Below are 15,917 nucleotides of genomic sequence, written 5' to 3'. Positions count from 1 at the left end.
CACATGATGATCGTTGTTCCCGGCGTCCTCGACGGCGCCGCGCTGGTCCGTTGCCGCACGCTTCTGGACGAGGGGCCGTGGATCGACGGCAATGCCACGTCGGGCCACCAGTCCGCGCTCGCCAAGCGCAACCGCCAGCTGCCCGAGGGCTCGCCCGCCGCGAACGAGATCGGTAACATGATCCTCGATGCGCTCGGCCGCAGCCCGCTCTTCATAGCCGCCGCCTTGCCCGCGCGCGTCTTCCCGCCGCTGATCAACGCCTATGGCGTGGGCGATACGTTCGCCACGCATGTCGACAATGCCGTCCGCATCCGTCGCGCCGACGATTTCCGCGTGCGCAGCGATCTGTCGGCCACCGTCTTCCTCAACGATCCGTCGGACTATGACGGCGGCGAGCTGACGGTGGAGGATAATTATGGCGCGCATTCGGTGAAGCTGCCGGCGGGCGACATGATCCTCTATCCCGCCTCCAGCCTGCACAGCGTGACGCCGATCACGCGCGGCGAGCGGCGCGCCTCCTTCTTCTGGATCCAGTCGATGATCCGCGACGATGCCGCGCGCACGACGTTGTTCGATCTCGACGGCGCGATCCAGACCGTCGCCGCCGATCGCGGCCATGGCGACGATGCGGTGATCCGCCTGACCGGCGTATATCATAATCTGCTGCGCCGCTGGGCGGAGGTCTGACCTCAGCATCCTCCCCTTGCAGGGGAGAAGGACTGTCGATTCTCGGGTGGCGAATCCCCTCCACTTCCGTAAAGGGCTCGGGGCATGACAGACATCACCATCCGCCGCGCCCTCCTTTCCGTTTCCGACAAGACCGGCCTCGCCGATCTGGGCAAGGCGCTCGCCGCCAGGGGGGTCGAGCTGGTCTCCACTGGCGGCACCGCGAAGGCGCTGCGCGAGGCGGGGCTGGAAGTGCGTGACGTCTCCGATCTCACCGGCTTTCCGGAGATGATGGACGGCCGCGTGAAGACGCTGCACCCGATGGTTCATGGCGGCCTGCTCGCGGTGCGCGACGATGCCGAGCATGCGAAGGCGATGGCCGATCACGGCATCGGCGCGATCGATCTGGTCGTCGTCAATCTCTACCCGTTCCAGCAGACCGTGGCCAAGGGTGCGGAGCGGGACGAAGTGATCGAGAATATCGATATCGGCGGCCCTTCGATGGTCCGTTCCGCCGCGAAGAACCATGCCTATGTCGCGATCGTCACCGATCCGGCGGATTACGCGCTGGTCGCCTCGGGCTCGACCACGATCGCCGATCGCAAGAGTCTCGCCGCCAAGGCCTTCGCCTCCACGGCCGCTTATGATGCGGCGATTTCGGGCTGGTTCGCGCAGGTCGATCAAGGCGAGGATTTCCCCGCTTCGCTCTCGATCCCGATGACCAAGAAGGCCGAGGTCCGCTACGGCGAGAATCCGCACCAGATGGGCGCGCTCTACGTGCCCGCCGGCGTGCGGACACAGGGCATTGCGGCGGCGGTACAGCTTCAGGGCAAGGAGCTGAGCTACAACAATTATAACGATGCCGATGCGGCGCTGGAGCTGGTGTCCGAGTTCCGCGACGGCCCGCCCACCGTCGTCATCGTGAAGCATGCCAATCCGTGCGGCGTCGCCACCGGCGCCACTCTGGTCGAGGCGTATGAGGCGGCGCTCGCCTGCGACAGCGTCTCGGCGTTCGGCGGCATCATCGCCGTGAACCGCCCGCTCGACGGCCCCACCGCCGAAGCGATTTCCGGCATCTTCACCGAAGTGGTCGCGGCGCCCGATGCGGACGAGGCGGCCAAGGCCGTGTTCGCGAAGAAGAAGAATCTGCGCCTGCTGCTCACCGGTGACCTGCCCGATCCGGCGCGCAAGGAGAAGACGATCAAGTCGATCGCGGGCGGCTTCCTCGTCCAGTCGCGCGATTTCGGCATGGTGGCGAAGGCGGACCTGAAGGTCGTCACCCAGCGCGCGCCGACCGACGCCGAACTGGCCGACTGCCTGTTCGCCTGGACGGTGGCCAAGCATGTGAAGTCGAACGCGATCGTCTATGCCAAGGGCGGCTCCACGGCGGGCGTCGGCGCGGGCCAGATGAACCGCCTCGAAAGCGCGCGCATCGCCGCATGGAAGGCCAAGGACGCCGCCGACAAGGCCGGCTGGGCCGAGCCCCGCACGATCGGCTCGGCGGTCGCGTCGGACGCCTTCTTCCCGTTCGCGGATGGCCTGCTGGCGGCTGTGGAAGCCGGCGCCACGGCGGTGATCCAGCCGGGCGGATCGATCCGCGATGCCGAGGTGATCGAGGCGGCGGACGCGGCCGGCCTCGCGATGGTCTTCACCGGAATGCGCCACTTCCGCCATTGATCGGGGAGGGGGGCTTCGGCCCCTCTTCCCGTCACCCTGAACTCGTTTCAGGGTCCATGACCCGACCGTTGAGCCAGGCCGATCCGTCAGGTCATGGATGCTGAAACGAGTTCAGCATGACGGGCTGGAATAACGCACAGTCCGTTCTTTCAAACTAGCCGGATGTCGACCGGCTCCCGCTTACGGCTTCGCCTTCTCGTCGGCCTTGTCCTTGGGCGGGACGACCGTGTTGTTCTGCGCGGTGACGACGGCGGGCGGCGGGCCCTTGGCGATCGCGGCGGCGAGCGTCGCGGCCTGCGGGCATTCCGCCTTGCAGAGCGTGCGGACCTTGGCGAGATTGTCCTTCGCGCGCTCCACGGCGCCGCGCTCCACCATCGCCACGCCCTGGCCGGACAAAGCCGACACGTCATTGGGATCGATCGCCAGCGCCTCGCGATAGAAGCGCACGGCCTTGCCCGGCAGCGTCTGCGCCGTCGCCACGCGACCCATGGCGATATAGGCGCCGCGATTGCGCGGATCGATCGCGAGAGCCGTTTCCAGCATGTCCTGCGCCTGTTCCAGCTGGCCGGCCGCGCGCGCGGCATCGGCCCGCGTGACGAGCGCCACGCTGCGCGGATCGATCTGATCGTCCGGCTTCTGGCTTTCCACGCTCGACGAGACGGTGGCCAGCACGAAGGCCATCGCGACGGCGGCAGGCGAGAAACGCATCACATTCTCCCAGAAAGGGTGAGCCTTCACGGCTAACATGCCCGGATCAGGCTGGCGACGAAAAAGCCGTCCGTACCCTCGCATGCGGGCGTCAGCATAACGCCCGCGCCTGAAGGACGGCCTAACGGAAGCTGCTCCGGCGTCCAGCTCGGAGCGGCGCCGAGGAAGGCAGCGATGCGATCCGGGCCTTCATCCGGCAGCAGCGAGCAGACGGCGTAAACCAGGCGCCCGCCCGGCTTCACGAGCGTCGCGCCCAGCGCTAGCACATGCGCCTGCATCCCCGTCAGTCGCGCGAGCCGATCGGGCGTGAGCCGCCAGCGCGCCTCGGGATTGCGCCGCCACGTGCCGCTGCCCGAGCAAGGCGCGTCCACCAGCACCGCATCGGCCTGTCCCGCCAGGGGCCCGAGCGCGCGATCCTCATGGCCGGAATCCAGCAGCAATTCCTCGATCATCGAGGCGCCGGCGCGCTCCTTGCGCGGCGCGAGGCGGGAGAGGCGCGCGCGATCGACATCGCTCGCGATCAGGCGTCCTCGATTGGCCATCGCCGCCGCCAGCGCCAGCGTCTTGCCACCCGCGCCCGCGCAGAGATCCACCACCGTCTCGCCCGGCTGCGCGCGCACGGCCTCGGCCAGCACCTGGCTGCCCTCGTCCTGCACCTCGAACAGGCCCTCGTGCCACGCCTCCATCGCCTCGACGCGCGTGCCCTCGGGCAGGCGGAAGGCGTCGGGGGCGAGGTGGCCGGGCTCGGTCTCGGGCAGGCGCGCGAGCAACGTGGCGCGGTCGGTCTTCAGCCGGTTGGCGCGGAGATCGAGCGGCGCGCGCGCCAGCAGGGCCGGCAATTCTTCCGCGCCGATCACGGGCACGAGCTTGTCGGCCAGCCAGGCGGGGAGGGGCGCGGCGGGTGCGGCAGGTTCGTCCGGCGCGATCGGGGTGGGGCCGCGCGGCGATCCGTCGAACAAGAGCGCGAGATCGTCGCGCTCGCCCGCCAGCCCGATCATCGCCGCCCGGCCGCTGGCAGGGATTTCCCCCGCGCGCCGGATCGCGGCGAACACCCAATCGCGCACCGCGCGGCGGTCCTTCGAGCCGGCATAGCGGCGCGTCGCAAAATAGCGCGCGACGATCGTATCGGCGGCGGCGCCACCGGAGCGGGCGGCGGCGATCACCTCGTCGAGGATCTCGATCCCCGCCTGCACGCGCGCGGCGGGGTTCATACTTCTCCCCTCCCGCTTGCGGGAGGGGTCGGGGGTGGGCTTGCCACCTCAGCCGTCGAACACATCATGGCGCGGGTCATGCCCATCCGGCGCCGGGTCGGCAATGCCCTCGGCATTGCCTGAACGATGTGGGGCATCGTTCGCCCGGCGCTCCCCTCGCGCAAGCGGGAAGGGAGCGGAGGCCTATCCCATGCTCGGATAATTGGGGGCCTCGCGCGTGATCGAGACGTCGTGGACGTGGCTTTCGCGCAGGCCCGCATTGGTGATCCGCACGAAGCGGGCTTTCTCGCGCAGGTCCTTCAGCGTGGCGGAGCCGGTATAGCCCATCGCCGCCTTCACGCCGCCGACGAGCTGGTGGATCACATCCTTGGCCGGGCCCTTATACGCGACCTGACCCTCGATGCCTTCCGGCACGAGCTTCAGCTGATCCTTCACTTCGCCCTGGAAATAGCGATCGGCCGAGCCCCGGCCCATCGCGCCGACCGAGCCCATGCCGCGATAGCTCTTGAAGGCGCGGCCCTGATACAGGAACGTCTCGCCCGGCGCCTCGTCCGTGCCGGCGAGCAGGCTGCCCACCATCACGACCGATGCACCCGCCGCCAGCGCCTTGGCGAGATCGCCCGAGGTGCGCAGGCCGCCGTCCGCGATCACGGGAATGCCGGACTTCCACGCTTCCTCGGCGCTCTCCATCACGGCGGTGAGCTGCGGCACGCCGACGCCTGCCACGACGCGCGTGGTGCAGATCGATCCCGGCCCGATGCCCACCTTGATGCCATCCGCACCCGCATCGATCAGCGCGCGCGTCGCTTCGCCGGTGGCGACATTGCCCGCGATCACCTGCACCGAATTGGAGATGCGCTTCACGCGCTCCACGGCGCGCGCCACGTCGCGATTATGGCCGTGGGCGGTATCGATCACGATCAGGTCGCATTCGGCGTCGATCAAAGCCTCGGTGCGGGCGAAGCCCTTGTCGCCCACCGTGGTCGCCGCCGCGACGCGCAGGCGGCCGGAGCCGTCCTTGGTGGCGGAGGGATAGGTGACGGCCTTTTCGATATCCTTGACGGTGATCAGGCCGACGCAGCGATAGGCATCGTCCACCACCAGCAATTTCTCGATCCGGCGCTGGTGGAGCAGGCGGCGGGCCTCTTCCGAGTTGACGCCCGCATGGACGGTGGCGAGATTCTGGTGCGTCATCAGCTCGCGCACGGGCTGGTCCGGCCGCTCGGCGAAGCGCACGTCGCGATTGGTGACGATGCCGACGAGCTTGCCGTCCAGTTCCGTGACAGGGATGCCCGAGATGCGGTGGCGCTGCATCAGCGCCAGTACGTCGGCGAGCGTCTCGTTCGGATGGACGGTGATCGGGTTCACCACCATGCCCGCCTCGAAGCGCTTCACGGCGCGCACGGCGGCGGCCTGCTCGTCCACTTCGAGATTGCGGTGGAGCACGCCGAGGCCACCCAGCTGCGCCATGACGATCGCCATGTCGGCCTCGGTCACGGTGTCCATCGCCGCCGAGAGGACGGGGATGTTGAGCGCGATGTCGCGCGTCACGAAGGTGCGGGTGTCGGCGTCGGTCGGCAGGACATCGGATGCCCCCGGCCTCAGGAGGACGTCGTCGAAAGTGAGGCCAAGCTCGATCATGGGCAATGCGAATCCTGTCGGAGGATCAGAGGATTCGCGCCTCTATAGGCATGGCGCGCGTCAGTTTCCAGCACGGGCAGCGACGATTTGAGGTGACCGCATCACCCGGCCGGTCGTCCTGAGCATTTGGCCGAAACGTCTTCACTCGTGCCACGTCTCCGTTCGTGCTGAGCGCAGTCGAAGCACGGGCTTCACGCATCGCCTTCGCGGCACGTGCTTCGACAGGCTCAGCACGAACGGATCGGCGCGACGCAAATTGCGCCGCCTTACCGCCCCGCTCGTGCCAGCAGGCGCTTCGCCGCCTCCACGTGCAGCGTCTCGATCATCCGCCCGCGAAAGCGTTCGGCCCCGCCCGTCGCCGCCGCGATCAGCGCTTCGGCATCCTCGACCTCGGCCGCGTCGGGCGAGAAGAGGCGGTTGCAGGGCTCGATCTGGCTGGGGTGGATCAGGGTCTTGCCGTCGAAGCCGAGCATTCGGCCGTCGGTGCATTCGGCCGCGAACCCGTCCGCATCGTCCAGCCGGTTCCACACGCCGTCCAGCGCGACGATCCCGGCGGCGCGCGCCGCGAGGATGATCGTCTGCAGCGCCAGCGTCAGGCTCGCGCGCGGCGCGCCGGGCGGCAGGCGGAGGCTGGCGGCGAGATCGTTCGATCCCGCGATCAGCCCGGCCACGCCCTCCGTCCAGGCGATATGCGGCGCGTTCAGGACGGCGCCCGGCGTCTCGATCATCGCCAGCAACGGCTTGCCGAGCGCAGCCGCGAGCGCGCGGCAGGTGATCGCGTCCTCCGCCTTGGGCAGCACGACCAGATCCACCCCGGAAGCGTCCGCCAGCGCCGCCACGTCTGCATCGTGCCAGTCCGCGCCGGTGCCGTTGATCCGCACGGCCAGCAGTCCTGCGAAGCCGCCCTCCGCCGCGGCCGCGATGGCCGCACCCCGCGCATCCGCCTTGGCGTCCTCGGCCACCGCATCCTCCAGATCGAGGATCACGAGATCGGCCGGCACGGTGCGCGCCTTGGCGATCGCTCGCGCATTGGAGGCGGGGAGGAACAATGCAGAGCGAATGGCGGTGAGATCGATCATGGCACCTTCTTACGCAATGCCGGCGAAGGCCGCCAAGAGAAGGACAGAGCGCGCTGCCTGCGAGGGCGATCCATAATCAATCCAAAGGCAATCCAATCATTGCGAATCGGGGAGAAAGGCCGTAACTGCCGATTAACCATATGGCCTCGCGCTGCGAGGAAACCTGAGGGGGTAAGTCATGTCGCGTTTCGTATCCACCGCCGCTCTGGCGGCGCTCGCTGCCGCCTGCGCCACGCCGGCAGCTGCGACGATTTCGATCTTCTCCAGCAAGGCTGATTTCGTCGCCGCCAACGCGCCTCTCGCGGAGGAAACGTTCGACGGCGTCACCGTGAACCGCCAGATCGGGCAGGTCCCGTTCGATGTCGGTGGCTTCACGCTCCGCGTCGGCGCGAACAATGCGATTCCGACGACGATCGGCAGGGCGCTTCCCGGCGGCGGTCCGTATAATTTCGATCAGACCGATCCCTACCTGTTCGCCAATCTGGGCCGCAACGAGACGCTGATCTTCACGTTCGATACGCCGATCTTTGCGTTCGGCGCCGATTTCGACGGTCTCAACAATCAGTTCGATGGCGGATCCCGGACGAGCTTCTTCGTCGGCACCACGCAGGTCGCGTTGCCGATCGCGGCGGAAGACGGGCTGATCTCCTTCTTCGGTGTGCAATCGACCGAAGCCTTCACCAGCGTCACGTTCCGGGGGATCGTGCCGGCCAACAGCAGCACGTACGAATCCGTCGGGATCGACAATGTTCTGTTCGGCGGCGCTCCGGCGGCCGTGCCCGAGCCGGCGAGCTGGGCGATGTTCATCGGCGGCTTCGGTCTGATCGGCGGGGCACTGCGCCGCCGCCGGCCGGTCGGCGAGGCGCTCGCCTGACTTTGGGGAGCCCGATCCGGCCGGCCCTGCGGAAGAGGCGGCCGGTTCGGACGACCCTGACTCCATCCGTTTCAGTAGCGTTTTTTAGTGGGAGAAGCGTGTCATGAAGATATCCAAGATCGAGCGGTCCAAACTGGCCAATTCGGGCGATACCTATAAAGCGCTGTTGGCCAGCGATGCCGACTGGTTCGTTCGCACCGCCGACGACCTCCGCCAGCTCCGCACCGAGGACAAGGAGGGCGGGCTGGCCAAGCTGAGCGACGACGTGTTCGAGCGTTTCGTCGCCAGCTGCACGTTCGCGAATGGCGGGATCGCCGGCGGCAAGACCGCCATTCTCACCACGGAACTGGGACTGAAGTCGATTTTCGAGATCTTCAACCGGTTCGGCGCGGACGATGTCCTGATCCTGTCGTGGCAGGAGCGGGACTGCGATCCGAATACGCATCACTGCACCTGGGATTTCACGAGCTTCTGCTCGGATACCACGTGCAAGCCGATCATCGTCGCCGCCGATAGCTGAGGCGCCCGGCCCTCCTCCTCGTGCGGTGCGTGGGGAGGAGGGAGCGCGGTCGTCGCGGGATCCGCGCCGTTCCCGCGATACGGGAGGTGGCGCTTTTTGCGTGATGCCGCCAGCCGACCAGGCCGCCGACCGGCGCCTTCGTTCAGGCCGGGTGGCGCCGCATCCGCCAGTTGGAAAGATGCGCGGCCACGATCAGCAGGCTGCCCGCCATCGTCACGGGCGCTTCGCCCGGCGTGCGCTCATAGACGATCACCGCAATGGCCAGCAGCGCGAGGCCGGCGAGGCCCGCGATCAGCGGAAAGGCGCGGCGATGATGCCGATAGCCGATGCCCAGCGCGAACAGGGTGGTCGGCACCGCGAAGATCAACGCTGCGATATGGAAGGCGGTGGGCACCGGGATCACGCTCGCCAGCGCGGGCAAAGCCGCGATCAGCACCGGAAGCGCGACGCAATGGGCGAGGCAGGCCGCCGCCGCCGCGATCGCCATGCTTTCCACGAGGTCGGATCGTTTCGTCATCGTGGGCGCCAGATGGCATCTCGGTGCGAGGAATGCAATGATATAATGTATCATCAATATCGACCGACCGGCTCGGTTCGTCGCATTCCGGGTTTCGGCGGTCGTATCGATTCACGCGCTTCCTCCGTAGATACGGGGGTATGAGCAAGGCACGCGGCAAGCTGGTCTATCGTCACAGGCTGCCCACGCGGCTGTGGCATTGGCTGAATGCGCTGACGATTTTCATCCTGCTGATGAGCGGGCTGATGATCTTCAACGCGCATCCGCGCCTCTATTGGGGTGCTTACGGCGCGAATCGCGATCATGCCTGGCTGACGATTCGCGGCAATCAGGCGATCGGGCAGCTGACGATTGGATCGGTCGCCATCCCTACCACGGGGGTGCTGGGCCATTGGAAGGATCAGCAGGGCCGCATCCAGACGCGCGCCTTTCCCTATTGGGCGACGATCCCCTCGCGCTACAGCCTGGCCGGCGCGCGCCGCTGGCACCTGACGTTCGCCTGGCTGCTGATCGGCGGGGGCTGTGCGTTCGTGGTGGCGAGCCTGATCAACCGCCATTTCGTGCGCGATCTGCGGCCACGCCGGGAGGAACTGGCACCCCGCCACATCTGGCGGGACATCAAGGATCATGCGCGCCTGCGCTTCCCCACCGGCGAGGCGGCGACGCGCTACAATATCCTCCAGAAGGCGAGCTACATCTTCGTCATCTTCCTCGCGATCCCGCTGATGATCCTCACCGGGCTGACGATGGGGCCGGGCTTCGACACGACGATGCCGTGGCTGCTCGATCTGTTCGGCGGGCGGCAGTCGGCGCGCTCGATCCATTTCCTGTGCGCGATGGCGCTGGCCGCGTTCATTGGCGTCCATCTCGTGATGGTCGTGCTGGCAGGGCCGTATAACGAGGTGCGTTCGATGGTCACCGGCTGGTTCAGGCTGCGCGAGCGATGAACGGGAGGCTTACCCGGCGCGGGCTGATCGTGGGGGCGGGCGGGGCGCTGGTCGCGGGCTGCGACCGGATCGGCAAGAGCGCGGTCGCGAAGACGACGTTCAAGGGCGCCGAGGCGCTGACGATGAGCGCGCAGCGCCTCGTCACCGATCGCGCCGCGCTGGCGCCCGAATTCGGCGCGGGGGACATTTCGCCCATCTTCCGCTCGAACGGCAATGCCACGCCCGGCACGCCCGAATATGCGCGGCTGCTGGCGGGCAATTTCCGCGACTGGCGGCTGGAGGTGGGCGGCCTCGTCGATCGGCCGCTGATGCTGTCGCTCGACGATCTGTTCGCGATGCCGAAGCGCACGCAGACGACGCGCCACGATTGCGTCGAAGGCTGGAGCGCGATCGGGCGCTGGACGGGCGTGCCGCTGCGCTTCGTGCTGCAGCGCGCGGGGCTGCGTGCCTCGGCGCGCTACATCGTCTTCAGCTGCTACGACAGTTTCGGCGGCGCGCCTTATTATGAGAGCATCGATCTGGTGGATGCTCTCCATCCGCAGACGATCCTCGCCTGGGGCCTGAACGGCCATCGCCTGCCCGTGCCGAACGGCGCTCCGCTCCGGCTGCGGGTGGAACGCCAGCTCGGCTACAAACATGCCAAATTCCTGCGCTCGATCGAGGCGGTCGCCAGCCTCGATGGCATCGGCCATGGCGGCGGGGGCACGTGGGAGGATGTGGGCGATTACGCCTGGTATGCGGGGATCTGAACTCGACCCGCCACACCCATCCCTTTCATGCTGAGCTTGTCGAAGCATCGTCCTTCGTCTCGCGGTGCGAACAGGAAGGACCGCCCTTCGACAGGCTCAGGGCAAACGGAAGGATTTAGGAGAGCGCCCCCGCAATCGCGTCCTGCGATCGCGCCGCCAGCGTCTTGCGATCCAGCATGCGCGGATCAAGCGGGGGCAGGAAGCGCAGGGTGACGGGCACGGGCTCGGCGCGGTTCAGCATGCGCCTGGCCTCGTCGGCGAAGCTCATGCCGGGCGGCCACGCATAGCGCATCCGATCGGGCCCATAATCGATCGCGACCGGCTGGACGGGCTTTCCCGATTCCACCGCCGAGGCGAACAGCGCGGCGCGAAACGGACGCACGATACTGCCGTCACCTGTGCCACCTTCGGCAAACAGCATCACCGGTCGGCCTTCGCCCAGCGCGGTCACCACCGTATCGGCCTGCTCGCGGGTCGCGCCGCGCCGCTCGCGCGCGACGAACACGGTGCCGCCCAGCTTGGCCAGCTTGCCCACCAGCGGCCAATGGGCGATCTGGTCCTTGGCGATGAAGCGCACCGGGGCCGTCCCGCCGATAGCGAGGATGTCGAGCCAGGAGATATGGTTGGCGACGTAGAGCACGTCGCGCCCGGCGGGCTTGCCCTCGATCGTCACGCGCAGGCCGACGAGGTGGCCGATCACCCGCAGGAAGCGCGGCACCCACGCATTCTGCCGGCCGACCAGTCGCGCAATCGAGAATCCGATGAAGCAGACGGCAAGGATCAGCGCCGCCGCGAACAGGCGGAGATAGGCCCGGATCGTCATCGCCGCCGATCAGGACTGGCGGTCGAGCGGCACGCCGTAAAGTTCCATCCGGTGATCGACGAGGCGGAAGCCCAGCTTCTCGGCGATCTTGCGCTGCAGCATCTCGATATCGGCATCGATGAATTCGATCACGCGGCCGCTCTCGACATCGATCAGATGGTCGTGATGGCCATCGGCGGCCGCCTCATAGCGGGCGCGGCCGTCGCCGAATTCGTGCCGCTCCAGGATGCCGGCCTCTTCGAACAAGCGCACCGTGCGATAGACGGTCGCGATCGAAATGCCGGCGTCGATCGCGGCGGCGCGCTCGTGCAGCGCCTCCACATCAGGATGGTCTTCCGATTCGGAGAGAACGCGGGCGATCGTGCGGCGCTGGTCCGTGATCCGCAGACCTTTCTCGGCGCACAGCGCCTCGACATCGATCTTACGGTTCATGCGGCGATTCCAATAGCGTTCATGCGCGGCAATCTAGTGATCTTTGCCGCAGGACGGAAGGGGCGGGAAGCTTTTCAAAACGCGCCTTCCAGCGTCTGGCGGAACCCGCCCGCTAACCGACGAGGTTCGGATCGATGCCCAGCGGGCGGGCGAGCGTGATCGCATCGTGCACGCTGCGGTCGCGCCCGCGATAATAATCGCGCCGCCGCCCGATCTGGCCGAAGCCCGCCGCCGAATAGAGGGCGAGCGCCGGATTGCCGTCGCGCATCTCCAGCATCAGGCGCAGCGCGCCCCGGCCGCGCGCCTCGTCCGCCACCGCTTCCACCAGGGCACGGCCGATCCCGCGCATCCGCGCCTCGGGGCGGACGGCGAGCAGCAGCAATTCGGCCTCGTCGATCGTCTGGCGGGCGAGCGCGAAACCCTCCGGCAGCAATTCTCCCTCGGGCGTGGCGAGGATCAGCCAGACATCGCTCAGCGACAGGATGCCGAGCACCTGCCCGCGATTCCACGCCTCGCCAAAGGCCGGATCGAAGGCGGAATCCATGATCCGCATGACGGCCTCGATCTCGGCCGTGGAGCCGGGCGCGATGACGGGCGGCGTCATGCGGGCAGTTTAGCGTCCGGCGCGCGGCCGTAAATGGGGGTAGGCGGCAGATCGGCCAGCTCCGGCGAAAGCCGCACGGCGGCGCTGGCATCGGGCAGCATGTCCCGTGCTTCCCCCCAGCCCCGCGCCTCGACCAGAGCGGCCGCGCCGGGGCCGACCACGATCGTCTCGGAGAAGGCCGCAGCGGCATCGGCGGGCTTGAGGGACACGAGGTCCGACGTCGGGCGGATCGGGTTCGGAGCGAAGGACTGGACGAACAATTCGCCATGCCCGCCGGGGATCGCCACCGCGATCGTCTCTTCCGCCGCCGCCATCGCCGCCAGCAGCGCCAGCGACGAGAAGCCCGCGACCGGCACGCTCCAGCCCAGCCCGAAGGCGCGCGCGGCGGCAAGGCCCACGCGCACGCCGGTGAAGCTGCCGGGCCCGCAATCGACCAGCACGCGATCCGCGCGTCCGCCCGGCCCCAGCAGTTCGGAGATCATCGGCACGAGCCGCTCGGCATGGCCGCGCCCGACCACTTCATGCGCGCCTTCTACAACGGCGCCCTCCGCCAACAACGCCGCCGAACAGGCGGCGGTGGCGGTTTCGATAACGAGAATAGTCACGTCTCAGGCGTAGCGGGTCGCGTCCTCGAAATCGAGACGGGGCAGGCGATGGAAGATCGAGGCCGGATCGCCATGGCCGAGCGTGGAGATGAAATTGGTCTTCACCGGCGTGCCAGCGAAGAACAGCTCGTCCACCTTCGCGCGATCGAAGCCGGACATCGGCCCGGTATCAAACCCCAGAGCGCGCGCGGCGATGATGAAATAGGCGCCCTGCAGCGTCGAGTTACGGAAGGCCGATTCCTGGATCAGCGCCTCATTGCCGACGAACCACGCGCGCGCATCGGTATGCGGGAAGAGCGTCGGCAGCTTCTCGTAAAATTCCATGTCCATGCCGAGGATCGCCGTGACGGGCGCCTTCCGCACCTTGGGCGCATTCTGCGCGGAGCAGGCGGAGGCGAGCTTTTCCTTGGCCTCGTCGCTCGTGCACCAGACGATGCGGAGCGGCGACTGGTTGGCCGAGGTCGGCCCCCACTTCAGCAATTCGTAGATCTGGCGAAGCTCGTCCTGGGTGACCGGCTCGTCGGTGTAGCCGTTATAGGTGCGCGCGGTACGGAACACGCGGTCCAGCGCGGCATCTTCGAGCGGATCGATCATCGTCTTGTTTCCCCCAGCGTCACTTGATCCGGGCGCGGTTCAGGCCGCGCGCACGTCCGTCACTTCCGGCACATAATGCTTCAGCAACTGCTCGATGCCCTGCTTCAGCGTCGCGGTCGAGGAGGGGCAGCCCGAGCAGGCGCCCTGCATCGCCAGATAGACGACGCCGCGATCGAAACCGCGATAGACGATGTCGCCACCGTCGCGCGCCACCGCCGGGCGGATGCGCGTTTCGAGAAGGTCCTTGATCTGGGAGACGATGTCCGCATCGGCGGGATCGTCGGTCAGGATCTCGTCGTCGATCAGGATGTCGCCCGCGCTGCCGGGGCGGAACAGCGGGATCTGGCCGGAGAAATGATCGAGCAGCACGCCCAGCACGCGCGGCTTCAGCTCGCGCCACTCGACGCCTTCACCCGCCGTGACCGAGACGAAGTCGCGCCCGAAGAAGACGCTGGAAACGTCGCCGAGATCGAACAGGGCCTGCGCCAGCGGCGAGGCTTCGGCCGATTCCGGATCGGCGAAGTCGCGCGTGCCGGCTTCCATCACGGTGCGGCCCGGCAGGAATTTCACGGTGGCCGGATTCGGCGTCGGTTCGGTCTCGATCAGCATGGCCGCGATGTGGGCCGAAGCGGGCCGCCGATCAAGGGCGGGAAGGTTTCAGAGGGCCAAGCTGGGCTTGGGGCCGATATATCCCCGTGCCGTCATCCCCGCGAAGGCGGGGATCCACGGAGCTGGCCACGCGTCAGAAGAGCACGGCGCTCGACAAAAATGGATTCCCGCCTTCGCGGGAATGACGGGGGAGGTTACTTCGCCTTCCTCGGCGCCACCGCCAGCCGGCTGAACAGGATCGCGTTGCGCTTGGCCTGCCGCCCCATGCTGGACAGCGACGCCGTCTCGCCCTCGGCATGGCTGCCCGCGCCGGCAATGCCGGTGCCGACCAGCCCGTCCGTATAGGGCGCCGCGAACGCGATATCGCCGGCGCCGCGCTTCATCGGATCCAGCTCGGCCATCTTGGGAAGGCCCAGATCCGCATTCACGCCGTTGAGCTTGCCCAGCAGAGCGCGGCTGCCCGGCGTGGGCGGCATCGCCGGATAGCCTTCGCTGAACACGATCTCCGCCGAGGTGCCGGCCAGATGCTGCGCCACGATCGCGCGCATCCTGGACATGATCCGTTCGGCCTGTTCGTTGCTGAGCGCACGGATGTCGCCGGTCGCGATCGCCTGCGCGGCGATGATGTTGGGCTTGCCCCGCGCCGAGCCCGCGATCGTGTCGGTCGGCGTCGCGGTCACGTCCACGCCGCCCAGGATCAGGCCGAGATTGTAGGTGAGGTTCGGTTCACGCAGCTCGCGACGAAACGCGTCGACGATGCGGACCAGCTCGTAATTGGCGCCGAAGCCCGCGCCATCGGAGAAGACGCCGGAACTGTGGCCGCTCTTGGCGCTGGCCGAAAGCCGCCAGCTGATCGATCCGCGTCGGGCGATCGATCCGATCTCCTCGCCGCCCTCATTGGCCAGCCCCTCGAATTCGAAGGCGGTGTCGGCCCATTTGGCCTGCTCGATCATCGCCGCGCGCGCCTTGTGCTGCGGCTGGCCGACGCTTTCCTCGTCACCCGAGAGGATGATGTGGATGTCGGCCGCCTTCAGTGTGCCGGCATCCTTCATCGCGCGCAGCGCCGCGATCATCACGACGAGGCCGCCCTTCATGTCGTCCACGCCGGGGCCGGTGACGATGTCGCCCTTGCGCGTCATCGTCTGGAACGGGCTGTCCTTCTCGAACACCGTATCCATGTGGCCGATCAGCAGCATGTGCGATCCGCGGCCCGATCCCTTATGCTCGGCGATCAGATGGCCGGCGCGGCCGGTCACCTGCTCCATCGGCGTCCAGCTGACGGTGAAGCCCAGCGGCTCCAGCTCGGCGCGCATCAGATCGGCCATCGCCTTCACACCCGCGAAATTGCGGCTGCCGCTGTTCAGGTCGACCATCCTGCCCAGCAAAGCGATGTCACCCTCGGTATGGGCATCGACGCTGGCCACCATCTTCCGCTCTGGCGGCGACAGCGCCGCGAGCGCGGGAGTGGAGGAGAGGAGGGCGGCGAACAGGGGGAAAGCGAGATAGCGCATGCCCCAGTCTTAGAGGGCGATCGCTCCCGTTTGGAAGGGCGGATTTCCGCAGTGCAGCGAAGAGCGCACGCCGCCCTTGATAATCGGGCCGAAATGAACGATATGGGGCGCAGCGCCGATGCTTGCCCGATGGGGCGAAGCGTTCGTCCG

The 15,917-nt window shown here is 67.7% G+C and carries 18 protein-coding genes; 6 read left to right on the top strand and 12 right to left on the bottom strand.

What is annotated here, in order from left to right; all coding sequences use genetic code 11:
• Positions 1-3: 3 nt before the first annotated feature.
• Positions 4-687 carry a Fe2+-dependent dioxygenase gene (locus tag HL653_RS00690; protein WP_171742800.1) on the top strand — a complete coding sequence of 228 codons (684 nt, stop codon included), beginning with the start codon at positions 4-6 and terminating at the stop codon, positions 685-687.
• Between the two features lie 84 nt (positions 688-771).
• Positions 772-2,343: a bifunctional phosphoribosylaminoimidazolecarboxamide formyltransferase/IMP cyclohydrolase gene (gene purH / locus HL653_RS00685; RefSeq protein WP_171742799.1), complete on the top strand. Its 1,572-nt coding sequence runs from the start codon at positions 772-774 to the stop codon at positions 2,341-2,343.
• Positions 2,344-2,523: 180 nt separating this feature from the next.
• Here the strand turns inward: purH and HL653_RS00680 are convergent, their stop codons facing one another.
• The 4 genes from HL653_RS00680 to HL653_RS00665 form a co-directional block, all read right to left on the bottom strand.
• Positions 2,524-3,051, bottom strand: coding sequence for a tetratricopeptide repeat protein (locus HL653_RS00680; RefSeq protein WP_171742798.1), 528 nt, complete (start codon positions 3,049-3,051; stop codon positions 2,524-2,526).
• 32 nt (positions 3,052-3,083) lie between these two features.
• Entirely contained in the window at positions 3,084-4,262 is a 1,179-nt protein-coding gene (locus tag HL653_RS00675; protein ID WP_171742797.1) for an RsmB/NOP family class I SAM-dependent RNA methyltransferase, read from the bottom strand.
• 183 nt (positions 4,263-4,445) lie between these two features.
• A complete protein-coding gene (gene guaB / locus HL653_RS00670; protein ID WP_171742796.1) occupies positions 4,446-5,903 on the bottom strand; it encodes an IMP dehydrogenase in 1,458 nt (485 codons plus the stop codon).
• 266 nt (positions 5,904-6,169) lie between these two features.
• Positions 6,170-6,982, bottom strand: coding sequence for a CoA ester lyase (locus HL653_RS00665; RefSeq protein ID WP_171742795.1), 813 nt, complete (start codon positions 6,980-6,982; stop codon positions 6,170-6,172).
• Between the two features lie 178 nt (positions 6,983-7,160).
• On the opposite strand from HL653_RS00665, the gene HL653_RS24065 reads away from it, so the two are divergent.
• Together HL653_RS24065 and HL653_RS00655 are read left to right on the top strand one after the other, a co-directional pair.
• The gene (locus tag HL653_RS24065) at positions 7,161-7,856 is read left to right on the top strand and encodes a PEPxxWA-CTERM sorting domain-containing protein (RefSeq protein WP_253717404.1); all 696 of its coding nucleotides are present in this window, start codon (positions 7,161-7,163) and stop codon (positions 7,854-7,856) included.
• A gap of 103 nt (positions 7,857-7,959) precedes the next feature.
• Positions 7,960-8,376 (top strand): hypothetical protein, encoded by a 417-nt coding sequence (locus HL653_RS00655; protein WP_171742794.1) that lies wholly within the window; start codon positions 7,960-7,962, stop codon positions 8,374-8,376.
• A gap of 142 nt (positions 8,377-8,518) precedes the next feature.
• Here HL653_RS00655 and HL653_RS00650 read toward each other — a convergent pair whose 3' ends face one another.
• Positions 8,519-8,893: a MerC domain-containing protein gene (locus tag HL653_RS00650; protein ID WP_171742793.1), complete on the bottom strand. Its 375-nt coding sequence runs from the start codon at positions 8,891-8,893 to the stop codon at positions 8,519-8,521.
• A 140-nt stretch (positions 8,894-9,033) separates the two neighbouring features.
• Here HL653_RS00650 and HL653_RS00645 point away from each other — a divergent pair, with 140 nt between their 5' ends.
• Positions 9,034-9,840 (top strand): cytochrome b/b6 domain-containing protein, encoded by an 807-nt coding sequence (locus HL653_RS00645; RefSeq protein ID WP_171742792.1) that lies wholly within the window; start codon positions 9,034-9,036, stop codon positions 9,838-9,840.
• Entirely contained in the window at positions 9,837-10,589 is a 753-nt protein-coding gene (locus HL653_RS00640; protein WP_171742791.1) for a molybdopterin-dependent oxidoreductase, read from the top strand. The genes HL653_RS00645 and HL653_RS00640 overlap by 4 nt, the downstream gene beginning before the upstream one ends.
• A gap of 115 nt (positions 10,590-10,704) precedes the next feature.
• On the opposite strand, the gene HL653_RS00635 is transcribed toward HL653_RS00640, so the two are convergent.
• The 7 genes from HL653_RS00635 to HL653_RS00605 all read right to left on the bottom strand — a co-directional run bounded on the left by HL653_RS00635 (position 10,705) and on the right by HL653_RS00605 (position 15,767).
• Positions 10,705-11,412 (bottom strand): 1-acyl-sn-glycerol-3-phosphate acyltransferase, encoded by a 708-nt coding sequence (locus tag HL653_RS00635; RefSeq protein ID WP_171742790.1) that lies wholly within the window; start codon positions 11,410-11,412, stop codon positions 10,705-10,707.
• Positions 11,413-11,421: 9 nt separating this feature from the next.
• Complete coding sequence (locus tag HL653_RS00630; protein WP_171742789.1) at positions 11,422-11,844, bottom strand: Fur family transcriptional regulator; 423 nt, start codon at positions 11,842-11,844, stop codon at positions 11,422-11,424.
• 112 nt (positions 11,845-11,956) lie between these two features.
• Complete coding sequence (locus HL653_RS00625; protein WP_171742788.1) at positions 11,957-12,448, bottom strand: GNAT family N-acetyltransferase; 492 nt, start codon at positions 12,446-12,448, stop codon at positions 11,957-11,959.
• Complete coding sequence (gene tsaB, locus HL653_RS00620) at positions 12,445-13,053, bottom strand: tRNA (adenosine(37)-N6)-threonylcarbamoyltransferase complex dimerization subunit type 1 TsaB (RefSeq protein ID WP_171742787.1); 609 nt, start codon at positions 13,051-13,053, stop codon at positions 12,445-12,447. Before tsaB ends, HL653_RS00625 begins: the two co-directional genes overlap by 4 nt.
• A gap of 3 nt (positions 13,054-13,056) precedes the next feature.
• Entirely contained in the window at positions 13,057-13,647 is a 591-nt protein-coding gene (locus tag HL653_RS00615; protein ID WP_171742786.1) for a malonic semialdehyde reductase, read from the bottom strand.
• 39 nt (positions 13,648-13,686) lie between these two features.
• The gene (locus tag HL653_RS00610; protein WP_171742785.1) at positions 13,687-14,256 is read right to left on the bottom strand and encodes a NifU family protein; all 570 of its coding nucleotides are present in this window, start codon (positions 14,254-14,256) and stop codon (positions 13,687-13,689) included.
• 194 nt (positions 14,257-14,450) lie between these two features.
• Positions 14,451-15,767 (bottom strand): M20/M25/M40 family metallo-hydrolase, encoded by a 1,317-nt coding sequence (locus HL653_RS00605; protein WP_171742784.1) that lies wholly within the window; start codon positions 15,765-15,767, stop codon positions 14,451-14,453.
• Positions 15,768-15,917: the final 150 nt, after the last annotated feature.

Origin of the sequence: Sphingomonas sp. AP4-R1 (assembly GCF_013113735.1) — a bacterium.
In the GTDB taxonomy this organism is placed as follows: Bacteria; Pseudomonadota; Alphaproteobacteria; order Sphingomonadales; family Sphingomonadaceae; genus Sphingomonas_I.
The sequence above is the reverse complement of the archived record's forward strand: the minus strand, read 5'-3'. Positions and strand labels throughout refer to the sequence as shown.